General features: G+C 72.5%; 13 protein-coding genes and 1 pseudogene. 11 read left to right on the top strand and 3 right to left on the bottom strand.

Translation table 11 applies throughout. From position 1 onward, the window contains the following. The first annotated feature begins 486 nt into the window (after nt 1-486). From GUY59_RS19845 to GUY59_RS19810, 8 genes are all read left to right on the top strand, one after another. Nucleotides 487-1,686, top strand: a complete 1,200-nt coding sequence (locus GUY59_RS19845; RefSeq protein ID WP_138202564.1) for a carboxylate--amine ligase — start codon at nt 487-489, stop codon at nt 1,684-1,686. Next, nucleotides 1,619-2,881, top strand: a complete 1,263-nt coding sequence (locus GUY59_RS19840; protein WP_330849184.1) for an NAD(P)-binding domain-containing protein — start codon at nt 1,619-1,621, stop codon at nt 2,879-2,881. Before GUY59_RS19845 ends, GUY59_RS19840 begins: the two co-directional genes overlap by 68 nt. A gap of 68 nt (nt 2,882-2,949) precedes the next feature. After that, the gene (locus tag GUY59_RS19835) at nt 2,950-4,125 is read left to right on the top strand and encodes a GEVED domain-containing protein (protein WP_138202565.1); all 1,176 of its coding nucleotides are present in this window, start codon (nt 2,950-2,952) and stop codon (nt 4,123-4,125) included. A gap of 102 nt (nt 4,126-4,227) precedes the next feature. After that, entirely contained in the window at nt 4,228-5,064 is an 837-nt protein-coding gene (locus GUY59_RS19830; protein ID WP_138202566.1) for a phosphatidylinositol-specific phospholipase C/glycerophosphodiester phosphodiesterase family protein, read from the top strand. A gap of 129 nt (nt 5,065-5,193) precedes the next feature. After that, a complete protein-coding gene (locus tag GUY59_RS19825; protein ID WP_161714618.1) occupies nt 5,194-6,933 on the top strand; it encodes a serine/threonine-protein kinase in 1,740 nt (579 codons plus the stop codon). Nucleotides 6,934-6,946: 13 nt separating this feature from the next. Further along, nucleotides 6,947-9,763 carry an AfsR/SARP family transcriptional regulator gene (locus tag GUY59_RS19820; RefSeq protein WP_138207421.1) on the top strand — a complete coding sequence of 939 codons (2,817 nt, stop codon included), beginning with the start codon at nt 6,947-6,949 and terminating at the stop codon, nt 9,761-9,763. Between the two features lie 58 nt (nt 9,764-9,821). Next, complete coding sequence (locus tag GUY59_RS19815; protein WP_138207419.1) at nt 9,822-10,439, top strand: hypothetical protein; 618 nt, start codon at nt 9,822-9,824, stop codon at nt 10,437-10,439. After that, a complete protein-coding gene (locus GUY59_RS19810; RefSeq protein ID WP_138207417.1) occupies nt 10,423-10,962 on the top strand; it encodes an OmpA family protein in 540 nt (179 codons plus the stop codon). Before GUY59_RS19815 ends, GUY59_RS19810 begins: the two co-directional genes overlap by 17 nt. An 8-nt stretch (nt 10,963-10,970) precedes the next feature. On the opposite strand, the gene GUY59_RS19805 is transcribed toward GUY59_RS19810, so the two are convergent. Continuing rightward, nucleotides 10,971-12,038, bottom strand: coding sequence for a S1C family serine protease (locus GUY59_RS19805; protein ID WP_138207414.1), 1,068 nt, complete (start codon nt 12,036-12,038; stop codon nt 10,971-10,973). Nucleotides 12,039-12,057: 19 nt separating this feature from the next. Continuing rightward, nucleotides 12,058-13,488 (bottom strand): AMP-binding protein, encoded by a 1,431-nt coding sequence (locus GUY59_RS19800; RefSeq protein WP_138207412.1) that lies wholly within the window; start codon nt 13,486-13,488, stop codon nt 12,058-12,060. 596 nt (nt 13,489-14,084) lie between these two features. Here GUY59_RS19800 and GUY59_RS19795 point away from each other — a divergent pair. Further along, the gene (locus GUY59_RS19795) at nt 14,085-14,867 is read left to right on the top strand and encodes an iron-containing alcohol dehydrogenase (protein WP_138207411.1); all 783 of its coding nucleotides are present in this window, start codon (nt 14,085-14,087) and stop codon (nt 14,865-14,867) included. Between the two features lie 62 nt (nt 14,868-14,929). Continuing rightward, nucleotides 14,930-17,167, top strand: coding sequence for an acyl-CoA dehydrogenase (locus tag GUY59_RS19790; protein ID WP_138207409.1), 2,238 nt, complete (start codon nt 14,930-14,932; stop codon nt 17,165-17,167). Between the two features lie 69 nt (nt 17,168-17,236). Here the strand turns inward: GUY59_RS19790 and GUY59_RS19785 are convergent, their stop codons facing one another. After that, entirely contained in the window at nt 17,237-19,069 is a 1,833-nt protein-coding gene (locus GUY59_RS19785) for a hypothetical protein (protein ID WP_138207407.1), read from the bottom strand. A gap of 79 nt (nt 19,070-19,148) precedes the next feature. Between GUY59_RS19785 and GUY59_RS19780 the strand changes: the two are divergent. After that, a pseudogene (locus GUY59_RS19780) lies at nt 19,149-20,074 on the top strand (hypothetical protein); the annotation flags it as partial.

Genomic DNA, 20,074 nt, shown 5'->3' with positions numbered 1-20,074 from the left:
CTCGTGGTCCGGCATCCTCGACTCGTTCGGCGCGACCATCGGCACGTTCAGCGCCAGGACCCGGTCCGGCTCGGCGCTTCTCCAGCGGGTCCAGGGGCCGAGCACGAACTCGGCTCCCTCGATCGACTTCCACGTCTCGCCGGGCAGGTAGGTGCGTCCCACCGTCACGCTGCTCTTCAACCAGGACTCGAAGCGCTCCAGGTGCACGGGGCCGCGCGAGTCGGAGCCGAGGAAGACACCCAGCGCCGCGCCGGGACGCTGCCGGTGGTCCGGCGGGTTGTCGCCCCGTGCGCTCAGGCCCAGCCACACCGCCGCCGCAATCGTGACGATCGCCAGCGAACAACGCAGACAGCCCTTTCTCATCACCATCGCATATCCCCCGTCGGAGTTTTCCCTCATTCCCTACACCCCGAATAACGGCCGATCGGATATGCAACCTGGGATTTGCCGGATCAATAGCTATTCGTAAGGAGTAGGACGTACATCATGTTCGATCGCACCGTCCCGGCGCTCCTTCTGCGACTGGACTCCAATGTCTTTCACCACGGGACGCTCGGCGCCATTCGCTCGCTCGGCAGGGCCGGGGTGGAGGTGCACGGGCTCGTCGAGGGCGCGCACGCGCCGACGTACCGCTCCCGGTATCTGGCGCGGATGCACACGTGGTCGCGCGGCCGGGACACCGTCCAGGCGCTCACGCGGGTCGCCGAGCGCATCGGACGGCGGGCCGTCCTCCTGACGCTGGACGACGCCGGGGCCATCGCGGTCGCCGAGCACGCGGCCGAACTGCGTCCGTACTACCTCCTGCCCGGCCAGCCGCCCGGCCTGCCGCGCAGGCTGGCGGACAAGCGCCTGCTGCACCGGCTCTGCACCACGCTCGGCGTCGTCCACCCGGAGACCCGCCTGATCAGGGGCGCGGACGACGCGGCGGTGGCCGTCGCCGACTTCGGGCTGCCGCTGGTCGCCAAATGGGCGCAACCCTGGCTGCTGCCCGCGGGGCTGCGCAGGACCGGCCTGGTGCGCGGGACCCAGCAGGTGGCGCGGCTGCTCCAGCACGTGGAGAGGAGCGAGCTGCTGTTCCAGCGTTTCGTGCCGGGCGGGCCGGGCTCGGACTGGTTCTTCCACGGCTATTTCGACGAGAACTCCCGCTGCCTGTACGGCGGCGCGGGACGCAAGGAACGCGCCTACCCGAGAGGCGCCGGGCTCACCACCTGGGGGCGGTGGCTGCCCAACCCGGTCGTGGAGGACACGGCGCAAGAGCTGGCGATGACGCTCGGCTACCGCGGGGTCGTCGACATCGACTTCCGCCACGACCCGGCGGCGGACGCCTACCACCTGCTCGACTTCAACCCCCGGCTCGGCGCCCAGTTCCGCCTGTTCACCGACGGCGACGGCCTCGACCTCGTACGCGCCGCCCACCTGCATCTCTCGGGCCGGTGGACGGGCCGGTCGACGGTGCCGGGCAGGGCCGGTCACGGCCGGACGTACGTGGTGGAGAACTACGACCTCTTCACGGCCGGCCCGAAAAGCCTGCGCGCCCTGTGCGTGGCCGATGAATTCGCCTGGTTGTCGGCCGACGACCCCCGGCCTTTCGTGGGAATGGCCGGTCAGACCATAAAGCGTGGTATGGCCCGGCTCGCCGGGTCACGGAAACAACGATGGAGGAAATTTGCGCACGCCGGTGATTGACGTGGCGATCGTGGGCGCGGGCCCGTACGGGCTTTCCGCGGCTGCTCACGCGCTGGGCGCGGGACTCGACGCCCGGATATTCGGAAAACCGATGCGGGCGTGGGAATTCCACATGCCCCGCGGAATGCTGCTGAAGTCGGAGGCCGCCGCGTCCCATCTCGCCGACCCCGGGCGGCGCTACGGTCTCGACGCGTTCCACCGCTACGCGTACGGCGAGCCGGTGCCGGTGGAGCGGTTCGTCGCGTACGGCAAGTGGTTCCGCGCGCGCACGGTGGGCCAGGCGCTCGACGAGTCGGAGGTGACGGCCGTCGGCGCCGAGGGGAACCTGTTCGCGCTCACGCTGTCGTCGGGGGCGTCCATGCTGGCCAGGGCCGTGGTGCTGGCGGTGGGGCACCTGCCGTTCGCCTACCGGCCCTGCGCCCTGGCCGGACTGCCGCCCGAGGCGGCCACGCACAGCTGTGACCATCACGAGCCGGCCGTGTTCGCGGGCCGCGACGTGACCGTGCTGGGGGCGGGGCAGTCGGCGCTGGAGACCGCGACGCTGCTGGCGGAGGCCGGGGCGAGCGTCCGGCTCGTCGCGAGGGCGGGCGCGCTGGCGTGGAACGACGTCCCGCAGGAGCGGCGCTCACTGCCGGCCCGTGTGCGGGCGCCGCGCTCCAAGCTCGGCGGCGGCTGGCCCTCCGTGGCCTGGTCCCGGCTGCCTGGCGCGATCAGGCACCTGCCGGGCGCGGCCCGCGACCACGTCGTACGCACCGCGCTCGGACCCGCCGGCGCCTGGTGGCTGCGCGACCGTTTCGAGGGGGCCGTCAAGGTGACCCTGGGCGCGCGGCTGACCGGTTCCGAGTACGGCGACGGCGTACGGCTGCACCTGAGGGACCTGTCGGGAGCGGCCACCACGCTGGAGACCGAGCACGTGATCGCGGCCACCGGCTACCGGGTGGAGGTGGCGAGGATCACGATGCTCCGTGAGGACCTTCGGCGCGCGGTGGGGTCGCAGGGGCCCGCGCCGCGGCTCAGCGGCACCTTTGAGACGCGCGTCCCCGGGCTGCACCTGGTCGGGCTGGCGGCGGCGGCCACGTTCGGGCCTTCCATGCGGTTCGTGTGCGGGTGCGACTTCGCCGCCCGGCGCGTGACGAGGGGCCTCGTGAGGCGCCTGCGCGGCTCGCGGCGTACGGCGAAATTGCCGTTGTCTTGACCGTGTCCCGCCGTCGGCGGATCAGGCAGGACGGTTAGATCTGGATCACGAGCTTCGGGGGAGCAAACATGGCTTTTCGCGTGATGGTGGCCTGCACGGCCACGGCGTTCGTCGGCGTCTCGGGGGTCGCTCCCGTCGCGCGTGCCGACAGCGCGCCATCGTCGTTCACCAACTCGGCCACGGTGGCCTCGGGCCGCACGCCGTCCGGGGTGACGGTGACGGTGCGCAAGCAGATGATCGGGACGGCGCGGGTGACGTCGGCCGAGGCGTCGCCCGCCAACCCGGCGGCGCCCGACGACGAATACCTGATCCCGGCCAACTCCAAGACGTCCGCGGGTTTCGTCGACCTCTACGAGGGGTTCGAGGCCGAGGACGGCAAGTGGAGCGACGTCGCCCAGCTGACGTTCACCTTCTCCCGGCCCGTACGCGACCCGCGGCTGCACGTGTTCGGCACGGGCGGCGCGTCCGGCGAGTCCAGGAAGCGCCGCGACGACTACTGGCCCGCCGTCGAACTGGTCGGCGGAGTGCCCGCCAGGCCCACGTTCTCCTGGGCGGCCGGGTTCCCGGGCTACCGGGTCACGAGCGACGCGATCAACCCGGAAAGGGTCTACTCCACCCGCTCCACGACCTGCGGGGTGGTCTACACCTGCGGGACGGTCAAGGTGAACGGCACGGTCAGCGCGTTCACGGTCCGGCTGAAGGCGCATGACGTGCGCCACGGGAGCGGCGGGTCCGTGTCGCAGATGTGGGCGGCGTTCAAGCTGTCGCTGGCCGAGGACGTCTCCGACGCGCCGGCCTCGTACGGCGTGGCCTCCCACGCGCTCACGGACTCCCACCTCGGGTGGTCCGTGAGCGAGGACCACACCGACGAGGTGAGCATGACCCCGCGCGCCGTGGCTCTGGACACGGGCGACGACGCCATGGAGGCCGGGGAGGAGAACAGTGTGATCAGCGGCGGCAGGTGCAGGATCTCGGTGCCGGTGACCGCCGGATCGCCGTCGAAGGTCGCCGGCTGGATCGACTTCGACCGCGACGGCCGTTTCGACGCCGACGAGCGGGCCACCACGACGGTCGACGAGGGGGCGTCGTCCGCGGAGCTGACGTGGCGGCTTCCCGAGTCGCTGCCCAACGGCCCCGTCTGGATGCGGCTGCGCATGGTCGCGAGGGCCGAGTCCGTGACCTCGCCGACGGGATGGGCCGACAGCGGCGAGGTCGAGGACCACCAGATCCAGTTCGTCGAGTGAGCCGCGCGACCGCCGCCGACAATTAGGCAACTTGTCACCCCTGTCACAACTTGCACGCGTAACGTGTCACGCATCCCTTACCTCCCATGTCAAGGAGATGCGATGTTGCGTCGAACCCTCGGCGTGCTGGTCGCGGCAGGAACCATGCTGCTGGCGGCCGCTCCCGCGCAGGCCGCCGGCCGCCCCGAGCCGCTTCCCCGCGCCCACGCGCATAACGACTACGAGCACGAGCGGCCGCTCCTTGACGCGCTCGACCACGGGTTCACCAGCGTCGAGGCCGACATCTACCTCGTGGACGGCGAACTGCGCGTCGGGCACGACCCCGAGGACCTGCGGCCCGGCCGCACGCTGCAGTCGCTCTACCTCGACCCGCTGATCCGCCGGGCGCGGCACGGAAGCGTCTTCCCCGGCACCCGGCAGCCGCTGCAACTCCTCGTGGACGTCAAGAACAACGGCGAGGCCACGTACACCGAGCTCGACCGGGTGCTCAAGGCGTACAAGAGGATGCTCACCACCTACCACAAGGGCAGGGTCCGGCACGGCGCCGTCACCGTGGTCGTCAGCGGCGAACGGCCGCGCGAGCTCATGGCCGGCCAGGAGCGGCGCTACGCCTTCTACGACGGGCGCATGGACGACCTGGGGCAGGGCGACCCCGGCCTGATCCCGCTGATCAGCGACAACTGGACCAACCACTTCAGCTGGCTGGGCGAGGGGGAGATGCCGGCCGCCGAACGGGCGAAGCTGCGCCGGATCGTCGCGACCGCGCACCGCGACGGGCAGCGGGTACGCTTCTGGGCCACCCCCGACACGGCCGGTCCCGCGCGCGACGCGCTCTGGCGCGAACTCGTCGCGGCCGACGTGGACCACCTCAACACCGACGACCTGGCAGGGCTCCGGGACTTCCTGCGCGAGAACGACCGCCAGCGCGCCGCGGCCTGAACTCGGCGTACACAGCCGTCCGGCGGCTCTGATCGCCCGGCCGCCGCGAGCGTCCGGCGGCGGCTCCGATCGGTCCCGCCGGGCGGTGGGCCGAGTGGCAAATGCCCGGACCTGGCTACTCTGTCTCCGATGGACGATGACCGGGTCATAGGCGGGTACACGCTGCGGCGTGTCCTCGGCCGGGGCGGCATGGGAGAGGTGCACCTCGCGGCCACGCCCACCGGCGGACTGGCCGCGGTCAAACTCATCCACCCGGCGCTGGCCAGGGACCCGGCCTTCCGCCGCCGGTTCGAGCGTGAGGTGGCGGCTGCGCGGCGGGTGGCCAGGTTCTGCACCGCGCCCGTCCTGGACGCCGGCATCGACGGCGAGGTCGCCTACCTCGTCACCGAATACGTGAAAGGCCCCGACCTGGCGCAGGCCGTACGCGACCAGGGACCGCTGTCGGGCGGCAACCTGGAGGCGCTCGCGGTGGGCATCGCGACCGCGCTGAACGCCATCCACGGGGCCGGGGTGATCCACCGCGACCTCAAACCGTCCAACGTGCTGCTGTCGCCCCTCGGCCCCCGCGTCATCGACTTCGGCATCGCCCAGCTCATCGACAACGACAGCCTGGCCAGCCAGGCGGTCCTCGGGACGCCCGCCTTCATGGCGCCGGAACAGGTGCGCGGCGAGCCGCTCGCCCCCGCCGCCGACGTGTTCGCCTGGGGCGGGGTGATCGCGTACGCGGGGACAGGACGGCTGCCGTTCGGGGGCGGGGCGCCGGGTGAGGTGCTGTACCGGATCATGCAGGACGGGCCCCGGCTGGACGGGCTGGAGGAGGGCATCAGGGCGATCGTGGAGCGTGCCCTCGCCAAGGACCCCCGCCTGCGGCCGGGGGCGCAGGAACTGCTGTCGGAGCTGGTGGGCGGCACCCGCCTCGCCGCCGCCACCGAGGTGGTCGAACGCACCTGGACGGGCACCGTCCCCACCGGCCGGCGTCCCACCCCCGTCCAGGACACCCGGCTGCTGGAGCCTCCCTCCGTCTCGCCCCCGCCGCACGGTCCTGCCCGGGACCACCACGAGAGCCGGTCACCCATCGTTCCCGACGTCCACCGCACGGGTCGGCCTCCTGCCGGGCATGAGGGGCACCGCGCGGGTCCGGCGCGGGCGGCGGACGGGCCGGGGCGGGTGCCGGTCGGGCCGGAAGCCGGGCCGGCGAGCGGGCTGGAAGGCGCGCGGGCGGGCCGGCGGTCGTGGCGGTGGTGGCCGTGGGCGGTCGGCGCGTCCGTGCTGGTGACCGCCGTCACCGCCGCCGTCGCCGCGCCCGGCCTGTGGCGGGTGAGCTGGCCGTACGAGGCGGGTTTCGGGGAGTCGTGGGCGGTCGGCCCGTCGGATGGCGGGAACGCCCGGCTGGCGGGAGCGGCGTACGAGCTGACCGTGAAACCGTCCTGGCGGTTGTGGAAGTCGGCGCCCCGGCTGGAGCCGGACAGCGGCGTGATCATCAGCTCGAAGGCCACTCTGGAGGAGGGCGGCGGGGAGTACGGTGTGTGGTGCCATGGCTCGGCCCGGTCCGGAGACCGTTACGAGTTCGCGGTGAGCGGCACGGGCAAGGTCACGATCGTCAAGCGCCGCACGGGCACGCGGGGCGAGACCCTGTTCGGCCCGGCGGAGACGGAGAAGGCGGCCGGCAACCGCATCGTGGCGGAGTGCGGCCAGAGCGAGGGCAAGGTGACGCTGCGCATGTGGCTCAACGAACGCCTGGTCGCGCAGGCGTCCGACACCGGCGACCCCTACGGCCCCGGCGAGGCCGGTGTGCACGCGGCGTCCACCGCCGCCGAGTCCGCCCGCGTGCGCTTCGACTCCTTCGCGCTCAGGCCCGTGGGCGAGTGATGCGGGAAGGCGCGTGAACGTGCGGTTCGGTGTGCTCGGGCCGCTGCGGGTCGAGAGCGGGCCGGCGCCGGGCCCGGCCAAACACCGCGCGTTGCTGGCGGCGCTGCTGCTGCAGGCCCGGAAGCAGGTGCCGGTCGAACGGCTGATGTCGGTCGTCTGGGACGACCGGCCGCCCGCGTCGGCGGAGTCGGTGCTCAGGGTGTACGTCAGCGCGCTGCGCAAACTGGTCGACGGCATCCGTACGGTGCCGGGCGGTTACCTGCTGGAGGTGGAGCCCGACGACGTCGACTGCCACCGGTTCGAGCGGCTGGTCGCCGAGGCGAGACGGCGGCGGGACGAAGGGCGGGTCGCGGAGGCGGCCGACGGGTTCAGGGCGGCTCTGGGGTTGTGGCGGGGGCAGGCGCTGGCCGACGTCGAGTCGTCCGTGTTGCGCAGGTCGTACGCCGTGCCGCTGGAGGAGCTGCGCCTGACCGCGGTCGAGGAGCGGGTGCGGCTGGACCTGAGCCTGGGCAGGGGCGCCGAGGTGGTCGGGGAGTTGCGGGCGCTGGTGGGCGCCCATCCGCTGCGGGAACGGGCCTGGGTGCGTCTCATCGAGGCGCTGCACCAGGCGGGCCGCCGTTCGGAGGCGCTCGGGGCCTACCAGGACGCGCGGCGCACGCTGGTCGAGGAGCTGGGGCTGGAGCCGGGCGCGGAACTGGCCGAGGCGCACCGGCGGGTGTTGTCGGACGAGCACCCACGGGCCGCCGGTCGGCGCAGCGGCGAGGACCCCCGCCGGCCCGGCGACGCCGACGCGGTAGGAGCGGCGCCGGTCAACGAGCTGCCGCCCGACATTTCCGATTTCGCCGGACGCCGCCAGGCGCTCGACTGGATCGGCACGGCGGCCCGCCAGCACGCCGCCGCCCCCGTGCACCTGGTGCTGCACGGCCCGCCCGGCTGCGGCAAGTCGGCCGTCGCCGTGCACGCCGCCGCCGGGATCGAGCGTCCCGGCGGCCGGCTGTACGCCGCGCTCGGCGCCAGGCCACCCGCTGCCGTGCTGGAGGACCTGCTGCGCTCGCTGGGCTGCCCCGACGGCGAGGTCCCGCCGGGGCTGGACGAGCGCGTCCGGCTCTACCGCAGCATGACGGCGACGAGGAAACTGCTCGTGCTGCTCGACGACGCCGCCGACGAGGCCCAGGTGCGCCCGCTGCTGCCGACGGGTCCCGGCAGCCTCACACTGGTGACGAGCCGGTCGCCGCTGCCCGGGCTGGAGGCCGCGCGGGCGTACGAGCTGGGGGTGCTCGACGACGACGAGGCCGTGGCCATGCTCGGCGGGGTGACGGGGCACGACCGGATACGCGCCGAGCCGGAGGCGGCCCTGCGCATCGTCCGGCTCTGTGCAGGCCTGCCGCTGGCTTTGCGCATCGCCGGGTCCCGGCTGGCCAGGAAGCCCGGCTGGACGCTCGACCACCTCGTGGGCCGGCTGGGCGACGAGCGGCGCAGGCTCGACGAGCTGAGCGCGGGAGACCTGGCCGTACGCGGCAGCCTCGCCCTCGGCTACCGCGGCCTGCCCGATCCCGAGCGACGGCTGCTGCGCGAGCTCGGCGCCCTGTCCGCGCCCGACTTCGCGCCGTGGGTTCTGGGGGCGGACCTGGAACCGTTGGCGGAGGCCGGTCTGCTGCAGTCGCGCGGCCTGGACGAGGCGGGGCAGGAACGGTACGGCTGGCACGACCTGACCCGGCTCTACGCCGCCGAGCGGCTCGCGGAGGAGGGCGGCGGCGCGCGTGCGGTGCTGGAGAGCAGGGCGGCGACCGTCCTGGAGCGGACGAGGCAGGCCAGGGCCGCCCTCCTGCCCGCGGAGCCCGGCACCGGCCGCACGGAGATCCACCCGCCCGGCCGGACCGGCGCCCCACCGGAGGCGGCCGACTGGGACCCGGGTTTCACCCGCTGGAACCTGACCGGCCCCGCCTCACCCGGCCCGGCCCTGGCAGGGGGGAGCGGGACAGGGCTGGAGACCGAGTGGGCGCGGTGGGAGGCGCGTTGGCTGAGTGCCGAACGCCGGTTCCTGGTGGCCGCCGTAGACGACTTCTACCGGTCCGGCCTGTACGAGGCCGCGTGGCGGCTGGCCTTCTACCTGACGCCGCTGTTCGAGCTGGGCGCGCACCACGACGACTGGCACGCCACGACGGCGACCGGCCTCGACGCGGCCAGAGCGGCGGGGCACCGGCAGGGCGAGGCGCTGCTGCTGCGCGGCCTGGCCGATCTGCACAGGGCGGAGGGACGCACCGCGGCGGCCGCGGCGGCGTTGCGGGCGGCGCAGCCGCTGGTCGAGGGGCTGGAGCTGGCCAGGATCACGTTGCGGCTCGGCCTGGTCCAGACGCGCGCGGACGAGGCGGAACGGGCCTTCACCCGCGCGCTCCACGTCTTCGAGGAGGCGGGCGACCGGCGTGGCAGGGCCGACGCCTTACGCGCTCTCGGCGCTCTGCGCATGGACGCGGGCCCGCTGGAGGCGAGCCTGGCCGCGTACCGGGAGCTGGGTGACCCGCTGGGCGAGGCGGGGGTGCTGCTCGTGCTGGCCGAGCTCGCGAGGACGGAGGGGGTTCCCGCCGAGGCGGAGGCATCGGCGCGGGCGGCACTGAAGACCTTGACCTCGTACGGCGATCGCCGGGGCGCCGCGCAGGCGTTGATGGTGCTGGCACGGGCGATGCTCGACCTTGATGATCTCGATGGGGCACTTGAGGCACTTATGGGCGCTATGGGAGAGTTTGACGGCCTCCGTGATGCGCAGGGCAGGGCCGAGGCGCAGCGGCTCGCACAGGAAACGCGCAGGCGACGCGGACTATGCACATCCTGAAGGTCGCTTTCCTACGGTGAGGGTCAGTCACGTCCCCGAAGACGAAGGTGATCATGATATGCGTAAGACGTTCGCGTTGACCGTCGCGGCCGTCGCGCTGGCGGGCTGCGGAATGCTGCCCGGCCAGCCGGGCGGCGGCGGCGAGGAGCGGCAGTCGCAGGTTGCCGCCCCGGACACGCCGGCGTCCTCGCCCGCCGAGGAGCAGCCCACCGAAGATCAGGAGAGCCCGTCGGCGGGGGAGCAGAGCGCGCCCTCGCAGAACACGAAGGCGATCTCGACCCTGGAGGCGAACGTCGGCGCCGGCGACATGCACGGCAAGGCCAGGGCCGACATCACCGCACTCAAGCGCCAGGGCAGGACGATCAGCCTGAACTGGACGGTCACCACCCTCGACGGCAAGGTCAACCTGCACAACGGCATGAGCGGGGCTCCGCTCGACTACACGGTGTCGGCCGTCTCCCTGATCGACCCGGTCAACGCCAAGCGCTACCGGGTGGCCCGCAACGGCACGGGCGAGGACGCGGAGTGCGTGTGCTCGGGAACCCAGGGCCAGTTCCTGGAGAAGGGCGACTCGTCCACGTTGTACGCGGTCTTCGCCGCACCGCCCGCCGACGTCACGAAGATCAACGTCGAGATGCCGATGTTCGGCGTGTTCACCGATGTTCCGATCTCTTAGCCTCGCGCTGTCCCTCGTGTTGTCGCCGGCTCCCAGCGCGCCTCCGGACGCGACGGGGCCGGTCGAGGACCTGGTGCTGCCCGTGGAGGACATCGTCGGCGAGGTCGAGTCGCTGGACGGCACCCAGAGCGAGAGCAAGCGCGGCCGCGAGGTGACGGTCGCGCTCACCAGCGACGTGCTATTCGCCCTGGACAAGTGGAAGCTGACCGGCAAGGCCCGGCAGCGGCTCAAGGAGGTGGCCGGGAAGATCGGCGAGGAGGGCGCGGGCGGCGTCGTCAAGATCGAGGGGCACACGGACGACCAGGGGAGCGACTCCTACAACGCCGCGCTCTCGGAGCGCCGGGCGCGGGCCGTGCGGACGGCCATGCGCGGGATGCTGACCGGCGTGGGCGTGACGCTCCAGGCGAAGGGGTACGGCGAGAGCCGTCCCAAGCTGCCCAACGCGGTGGACGGCAGGCCCATGAAGGAGAACCAGGCCAAGAACCGCCGCGTCGAGATCATCTTCACTGCCAAGCAGGAGTGATCTCCGGGTCACTCGCTCGGGAGCTGCCCCAGCGTCACGGTGACCGTCTCCCGCTTCCCGCTCGCGCGGATGACCCCTACGCGCACCTTGTCGCCGGGTTTGAGCGCCGTGATGGCCTCGGCCAGCTCGGCCATGGTCGGCGTCTCCTTGTCATTGATCGAGACGATCACGTCCCCCGCCCGGATGCCGGCCTTCTCGGCGCCCCCGCCGCGCTCGACCCTGGCCACGCCCACGCCGGAGGGTTGCCCGTCGTCGCCGATGACCGTGCTGCCCCTGATGCCCAGCGCGGCCCGGTGGGTGTTGGTGACCTTGCCGTCCTTGACGATCTGGGCGGCGATGTCGGTGGCGGTGTTGCTGGGGATCGCGAAGCCGATGCCGGGAGCCGCGCCCCCGCCCAGGTCGGGGTCCGTGGCGGCGAGCGTCGGGATGCCGATCACCTGACCCGACAGGTCCACGAGCGCGCCGCCGCTGTTGCCGGGGTTGATCGCGGCCGACGTCTGGATGGCCCCGGCGATCGTGGCGCCGGGCGAGCCGGCGGACTGCGGTTCGGTGACCGTACGGCCGAGTGCCGAGACGATGCCGTTCGTCACGCTGCCCGAGAAGCCCAGCGGGTTGCCCATGGCGAGGACGATCTGTCCGACCCGCAGCTTCGACGAGTCGCCGAACTTCGCCGGCCGCAGTCCGTCGGGCCGGTCCACCTTGATCACCGCGAGGTCTCCGGCGGGGAACGACTCGACCAGCTTGGCCGGGCGCGGCGGGCCGCCGGTGGCGAGGGTGACCTCCATCTCCTGAGCCTGGCCGACCACGTGCGCGTTGGTGACGATGTGCCCGGCCTTGTCGAACACGACGCCGGAGCCGAGGCCCACCTTCGTGGTGATCTGCACGATGGACGGGAGGACGTTCGTGATGACCCGTTCGTACGCCGCCTCGAGCGGTTGGAGCGACGCCGTGGGGGAGGCGGTCGGGGAGGTGGTGCCCGTACTTGTCGGCGTGGCGGCGCCCGGTGACGACGGGGGCGACCCGCAGCCTGCGAGCAACACGGCAGTGGCCGCCAGTCCTGCGACGAACTCCCTCATACAGGGCTTAGTGCCCAGCTCATCCTGAAAGATACGCTTCTCGGACGTTACGCCTGCTCAGCTTGCCTGTCGGCGTACGCGGCAGCGACGCGCGATACTCGATCACCCGCGGATGCTTCATCCGGGCCAGCCGCGGCTCGCAGTGGCGCAGCAACGCGGCGGTGAGCTCCGGGCCGCCGGAGACTCCCGCCGCGGGCTGCACGAGCGCCACGACCCGCTGCCCCCACTCGGCGTCGGGCACACCGATCACCGCGACGTCCGCCACGGAGGGGTGTTCCAGCAGCGCCGCCTCGATCTCGGCGGGATAGACGTTGACCCCGCCGGAGATGATCAGGTCGGTCCGCCGGTCCAGCAGGAACAGGTAGCCCTCGTCGTCGAGATAGCCGATGTCGCCCGGCGTGTACGCCCGGCCGCGCATGGCCGCCGCCGTCTTGCCGGGATCGCGGTGGTACTCGAACCGGTTGATGCCCTCGACGTACACCTGCCCCGGCGAGCCCGGCGGCGCCTCCTCGCCGTCATCGCCGACGATCGTGAACGTCATCCCGTCCAGCGCCCTGCCGACCGTGCCCGGCCTGGCCAGCCACTCCTGGGAGGACACCATGGTCACCACGGCCGCCTCGGTGGAGCCGTAATACTCCCACAACACCGGCCCCAGCCAGTCGATCATCGCCTTCTTGACGGCCGGCGGGCAGGGCGCGGCGCCGTGGTAGAGGTGGGTGAGGGACGACAGGTCGTACGACTCCCGATCGGGCACCGCGAGCAGCCGGTGGAACATGGTGGGCACCATGAAGGCGTTCGTCACCCCGTGCCGTTCGATCAGCCGCAGCGCGCCGGCCGCGTCGAACCGTTCCGGCGCCACGATCGTGTGCCCGAACTGCAGCGCCATCATCGCCTGCCCGTACGGCGCCGAGTGGTAGAGCTGCGAGCACACCAGGTGCACCCCGCCCATCGGCAGCCCGAAGTGCCGCCAGCTCTTGCGCATCAGGATCGGGTACAGCTCCTCGGGCGTCAGGTCCAGCAGCCGCCGCCGCACGCCCTTGGGCCGGCCCGTGGTGCCCGAGGTGTAGAGCATCATCGACCCGGCACGGCGGTGCTCGGGGGCGTCGGCGGGCCGTCCGGCCACGAGCTCGTCGACCGTGAGCGCGCCCGGCGCGACCACCACGGCGGCGCCGCAGTCGGTCACGATGTAGTCGATCTCCTCGGCCGTGAAATGCCAGTTGACCGGCACCAGGTACGCGCCGATCTGGTACGTCGCCAGCATCATGGTCAGGGCGTCGAGCCCGTTCTTCAGCACGGTGACCACGCAGTCGCCGGGGCCGGTTCCGCGCGCGGTCAGTCCGTTGGAGGCCCGGTTCACCCGGTCGAGCAGAGCGCCGTAGGAAACCTGGTCGTCGCCGAGCAGGGCGGCGCGGTCAGGGTCGTTGGCCGCGATCTCGTAGAAACCCCTCATAGTCGCCGACCTTACAGAATAAGATTCTGCAAGGGGAATAGAGGATTTATGCCTCGCCGGGGTGACGTAATCTCATGGCCATGGCGGACGTCGGCGACCAGAGACCTGAGCATGATCCACCCACCACTCCGTTTCGCAAGATCGTCTTGCCCGCCGAGGAGACGGTCCAGATCGCCCGGCCGCCGGTGCAGGGGTCGTCCACCCCGGTGAAGCCCGCCGGCCAACCCGCGAAGCAGCCCCCGGCCCGGCCCGGAGGCCGGCCACCGGGGCAGTCCGGCAACCCGCCGCAGAACCAGCCGCCGGGCCGTCCGGGAAACCAGCCCCCGAACTCGGGGAACCAGCCTCCCGGCACTGCGAATCAGCCTCCCGGCACCGGGAACCAGGCCCCGAACCCGGGGAACCAGCCTCCGAACTCCGGCAGCCGGCCCCCAGGCGCCGGATATCGACCGCCGGCCCCCGGAGGCCGGCCTCCGGGGGCCGGGAACCCGGCTCAGGGTGGCAACCAGCCGCCGCACCGGTTCCCGCAGCAGCCCCCGAATCCGGCCCCGGGTCAGCCGCCGCCCGCGCAGCCGTTCATGCAGCCGCAGGTGCCTCCGGTGCCGCCGCGCACGTCCAAGCCGGAGCCCCGCGGGCTCGGCGACATCCCGATCAAGGTCGTCTACCTGGCCGGGGCCAGCCTCGCGACCGTGCTCGCCGTGCTGCTGGTCTTCGTGGCCTTCTCGGGTGACGTGCCCGCCAACCAGGAGCAGCCCGAGGACGTGGTCGCCGTCGCGCCCGTGCCGAGTTCGGCCACCCCGTCGGCGACGCCCAGCCCGTCGGCGTCCGAGAGCCCGATCGTGTTGCCGCCGGTGCCGGAGAGCAAGAAGTTCCCGACGTTGTCCGGCAAGGCGGCCAAGGTCACCGGCACCATCACCGACAAGAACACCGGCATCAAATACCCGCGTCTGGGCTCTCCGTGGAAGGCCAGGGACTTCCCGCCGTTCTCGGTCGCGCAGCGGATCGGCAAGGTGGCCATCCCGCACACGGTGATCGGCTCGGCGAAATATCCCGGTGACGCGCCGGACAAGAAGCCGTCGTCCAACGCCGACTACCGTGCGATCGCCACGGAGGCGGCCCGCTGGACCATCCGCACGCAGTACCCCAAGGGCGCCACGCTCGCGTGGACCGCCTCGCAGAAGATCCCGGTCGGCAAGGGATGGACGCTCGGGTACAAGGTCACCTACACCTTCGACGGCAAGCAGCAGGTCGCCCAGGCCATGGTGACGGTGGTCGAGGTGGGCAGGACGAAGCCGACGCTGCTGATGGCCTCTGTCCCAGAGACGGACAAGGAACGCTGGCGTGACCTGAGCACCATCGTGAAGCAGGTTCGCCCGCTCTAGGCCCAGAAGCATCCTCTAGAATATGGTTCTGGCATGGTGCCGGACCTGGCTGGAGGATGAGCATGGCGATCGGGTTGAGCGAGGAGCACGGGGCGCTCCGCGAGTCGGTGAGCGGCTGGGCGGAGCGGAACATCCCGGCGGAGCTGCTGCGCGCCGAGGCGGACGGTCGCCCGCCGTTCTGGCCGGGCCTAGCCGAGCAGGGGCTGCTCGGCCTGCACCTGCCCGAGGAGTCGGGCGGGTCCGGCTACGGGCTGCTGGAGGCCGCCGTGGCCGTGGAGGCGCTGGCCGAGCGGATGGCGCCGGGGCCATACGTGCCGACCGTGCTGGCCGGCGCGGTCATCGACGCCTCCAAGCGGCACGACCTGCTGGAGGGCCTGGCCGACGGCACGCTCACCGGCGCGGTCGCCCTGACCGGCGCGCTGACCGGCGTCCGTGACGACGACGGCTCCCTGGTCGTCTCCGGCACGGCCGAGCCCGTGCTCGGCGGTTCACTGGCGGACGTGCTGGTGCTGCCGGTGAGCACGTCGCAGGGCGAGGAGTGGGTGGTGGCCGACGCCTCCGCCGTCACGGTCACCGCGCTCCCGTCGCTCGACCTGACCAGGCCCGTCGCCAGGGTGGAGCTCGCGGACGTGGCGGTGCCCGCGGAGCGGGTGCTCGACGGAGTCGAGAGCTCCGACGTACGCAACCTGGCGGCCGTCGTGCTCGGCGCGGAGGCCGCGGGGCTGGCCTCGTGGTGCGTCACCGCCGCCGCCGAATACGCCAAGGTACGCGTTCAGTTCGGCCGCCCGATCGGCCAGTTCCAGGGCATCAAGCACAAGCTGTCCCGCATGCTGGTCGCGCTGGAGCAGGCCCGCGCCACCGTCTGGGACGCCACCAGGGCGGCGGAGCGGCGTTCCGGCCCCGAGGAGCAGGTGGAGGCTCCGGAGAGTGCGACCGCCGGCGCGGCCAAGGAGCTGGAGTTCGCTGCCGCCGTCGCCGGGGTGATGGCGCCCGACGCGGCCGTCCAGTGCGCGAAGGACGCCATCCAGACGTTCGGCGGCATCGGCTACACCTTCGAGCACGACGTACACCTCTACTACCGCCGCGCGCTCACCCTGCGGGCCCTGCTCGGCCTGTCGTCCGGGTGGGCCGCCACGGTCGCCGGTCTGGCCCTGCAGGGCGTCTCCCGCTCGATGGAGATCGACCTGCCGGAGGACGCGGGCGGGCTGCGCGAGTCGATCCGCGCCGAGATCGCCGAGATCGCCGGTCTGGAGGGACAGGAGCAGAAGCGGGCGCTCGCCTCGCGTGGCTTCGTCATGCCCCATCTGCCCAGGCCGTGGGGCCGCGACGCCAAGCCGCTCGAGCAGGTGCTGATCGCGCAGGAGCTCAGGGCCGCGAAGGTGCGCCTGCCCCAGATGATCATCGGGGCCTGGGTGGTGCCGTCCATCGCCACGTACGGCACCCAGGAGCAGCAGGAACGGTTCCTGCCCAGGACGCTCAGCGGCGAGATGATCTGGTGCCAGCTGTTCTCCGAGCCCGGCGCGGGCTCCGACCTGGCCTCGCTGCAGATGAAGGCGGAGCGGGTCGAGGGCGGCTGGAAGCTCAACGGCCAGAAGATCTGGACCTCGGTCGCGCACGTGGCCGAGTGGGGCATCTGCATCGCCCGTAACTCCAGCGAGGGTTCCAAGCACGAGGGCATCACGTACTTCCTGGTCGACATGAAGGCCCCCGGGGTCACCGTCAGGCCGCTGACGGAGATGACCGGGGAGAACCTGTTCAACGAGGTCTTCCTCGACGACGTGTTCGTCCCTGACGACCTGGTTGTGGGCGAGGTCGGCGAGGGGTGGAAGGTCGCTCGCAACACGCTGTCCAACGAGCGGGTCTCGTTGTCGTCCGGCTCGGGCGGCACCGGCTCCTCCGTGCCCGACCTGCTCGGCCTGGCGGGGCGGCTCGGCCGGGAGTTGTCGCCCGTGGAGGCGCAGCGGGTGGCCGGGGTGGTGTGCGAGGGTCATTCGATCAACGCGCTGTCGCTGCGGGTCACGCTCAAGCAGCTGGCCGGCTCCGAGCCGGGCGCGGACGCCTCCGTACGCAAGCTGCTGTCGACCTCCCACGCCCAGCACGTTTCCGAGACCGCCGTGGAACTGCTCGGCACGGCCGCGGTCACGGCCGCCGACATGAAGCTCGGCGACGCCGGCTACTGGAACCGGGCGGTGCTCGCCACCCGCGCCATGACCATCTACGGCGGCACCACCGAGGTGCAGCTCAACATCATCGGCGAGCGCATGCTGGGCCTGCCGAGGGACCCCGAACCCGGTAAGTGACCCGCGCGGCCTGAGCCGCCCGCTCAGTGGGCGGCTCAGTGGGCGGCTCAGTGGGCGGCTCAGGCCGGCTCAGCGCGTCACCGGGTCCGGCGGTATCGCCGCGGCGTCCTCCGCGGGGACGGGGACGCCGATCCGGATCTCGCCGACGCAGGCCGTCCCGCCGTCCAGCGTGCGCAGGCGCACCTCGCCGCCGCCGCCCCGGACGGGAGCGAAGGTCCAGCCGAATCCGCTGCCGGCGCGGACCGCGGCCGTGCCGTCGCCGAGCCGCACCGACAACTCGGCGGACTTCGGGTTGAGGTAGCCGACCTGCACCGTCCACTCCCCGGCCCTCACCGGAGCGGGAAGACGCAGGCGCGTCTCCTTGCCCGAGATCCGGGTGCAGCCGTCCCGCTGAGGGATCCTGACTCCGCTGATGACCACCGGCCGCAACCGGCCCTGGCCGTCGAAGGCCAAGGGCCTGGGCACCGGGCCGGTCAGCCGCCGGGTCCAGGTGACCGGCTGCGCCGCCAGCGGGCCGAGGAGCTTGGAGACGCGGGCGTAGTCGTAGAAGAACATCGCGTGGGCGACCTTGCCCGGGACGTGGGTGTCGAGGATGACCGAGCCGGACGGCACCCGCTTGAGCGCCAGCCGGGCCGTCTCGACGTAGCTCCTGACCTGGTCGCCCAGCGGCAGCCGGGCGTACGCGGCGGCGGACCAGAGCGAACCCGCCGCGATCAGCGCCCCGAGCGGGATCCAGGCGTGCCGGAGCCTCGGCAGCGGGCGCAGCCACGGGCGCTCCTCGCCGCGCAGCGGCAGGAAGGCCAGCCCGATCACGAGGGCGAGCACGCTCGCCGTCGAGGAGACGTACCGCAGCTCAAGGCCGCCGAGGTCGGGCCCGAGCTGGACGATCCGCCCGATCGCGACGGGCACCACGTCGGCGAGCAGGAAATACGCCAGCAGCGTCAGCCAGGCCAGCCAGGCCGTCCGCCGGTATCGCACGGACGCCGCGACCACCGCCACCGCGACGGCGAGCCCGGCCCAGACCAGCGCCTGCGGGGTGGCGGCGATGGCGTAGTCGTCGCCGATCGGCTGCCACGCCCACGGCCCGCCCAACGCCGTGGACACCAGGGAGGTCAGCAGCTGCCACGTGAAGCCGGCGGCCGTCGCCGGGTCGGGCAGCGCCGGCCGTACCGCGTCGTTGGTGAGCGTCACCGAGGCGGAGAGCCGCTGGAAGAAGATCGCGGCGTAGATCGCGATCAGGGTGAGGTAGAGCAGCCACGCCGGCCTGCGGTCCGCGCGCGGGAACCAGCCGAGCGTCAGCACGAAGGCCAGCAGCAGGATGAACGGCGCCTTGACGAAGAACGCCATGGCCAGCACGGTCCACGCCGCGGCGGACACCGCGTGCCTGAAACGCCCGCTGCGCACGTAGAGCACGTGCGAGCCGAGCGCCATCGGCAACGCGACCTGGAACGGCAGGGTCTCCACCACCACCGCCCACCACGACAGAGCGGAGAGCGTCATCGGCGTCAGCAGGTAGAACGCCAGCGGTACCAGGATGGCCGGGCGAGCCCCGAACAGCACGTGCAGCAGCCGCAGCAGCGCGAGCCCGGCGGCGGCCAGCAGCCCGATCGTGACGGTGTGGGCGAGCAGGTCGTTGTAGACGCCGAGCCGGCCCATCACCCAGTGGATCGCGAACGGCCCGGGCATCAGGTGCCCGAAGTCGACGCGCATCAGGTAGTCCCACGACATGCCCTGTTCGAGGCCGCGGGCGATGAAGTGGAAGTCGTCCTGACGGAAGTACGTCCGGCGTACCAGGGCGAACTTCCAGATGAGCTGAACGGCGATCATGGCGATCCCCGCGGCCAGCACGGCGTCCTCGCGTCCGGTGGAGCGGGCCCGCGCCGTAGTCCCGATCGTCGTCACCCCGTCCTCCTGCTCGGAAGGGTAACGAGGCGGGTGATGTTGGGGAATGCCCGTTGTGCGGTTGTGATGTCATATCGGGATGCCTTGTTCCCTTCGCGGTACCTTTCGCGCCGGCCCGGTCGCCGCGCTGCTCGGGCTCGCCCTGGGATGCCTGGCTCTCGGTCCCGCGCTGGGCCCGGGGTTCGTCCTGGTGCAGGACATGGTGTTCGTGCCGGATCCGGTGTACACCCGCTTCACCTTCGGGCTCGCCGGAAGCGCACCCCGGGTGGTGCCGAGCGACGCGGTGGTCACGGCGCTGTCCTGGGTGCTGCCGGCCGAGGTGGTGCAGAAGGTGATCCTGCTGGGCGTGTTCGTGCTGGGGTGCTCGGGCGCGGCGCTGCTCGTGCCGTCGCGACGGCTCACGCCCCGGCTGGTGGCCGGGACGTTCTACGTGTGGAATCCGTACGTGGCCGAGCGGCTGCTGATGGGGCAGTGGGCGCTGCTGCTCGGGTACGCGGCGCTGCCGTGGGTGGTGCGGGCGACCGGCTCGGCCCGCCGGTCGGCGGTGGCGATGACGCCCGCGGCGGCCGGGGGGTTCGCGGCCATGGCGATCACCGCGCTGACGGCGCTTCCGCTGGCCGTGCTCCGGGAGGGCCGCACGCCCTGGACAGCGCGGGTGGCGCGGGTCGCGCCGGTGGTGGCGGTGCTGGCCGGGTTCAGCCTGCCTTGGCTGGTGCCCACGCTGTTGCGGCCAGGCGTGCTGACCGGTGACGCGACGGGGGTGGAGGCGTTCGCCGCCCGTGCGGACGGGCCGTTCGGCGCGGTGGGGAGCCTGCTGTCGCTGGGCGGGATCTGGAACGCGCAGGCCGTGCCGGTGGGATACGACACGGTCGCGGGGGCGGTGGGCAGGCTGGTGCTCTGCCTGGCCGGGATCGCCGGGTTCGCGGCGGCGCGCGGGCTGCCGTACCGGCGAGGGCTGGCGGTGGCGGCGGCGGGCGGGTTCGGCATCGCCTGCCTGGGCGTGAG

This window comes from Nonomuraea sp. K271 (assembly GCF_009908215.1).
GTDB classification, from domain to species: domain Bacteria; phylum Actinomycetota; class Actinomycetes; order Streptosporangiales; family Streptosporangiaceae; genus Nonomuraea; species Nonomuraea longispora.
Note: the sequence above shows the minus strand (reverse complement) of the source record. Positions and strands in the feature narration are given on the sequence as shown.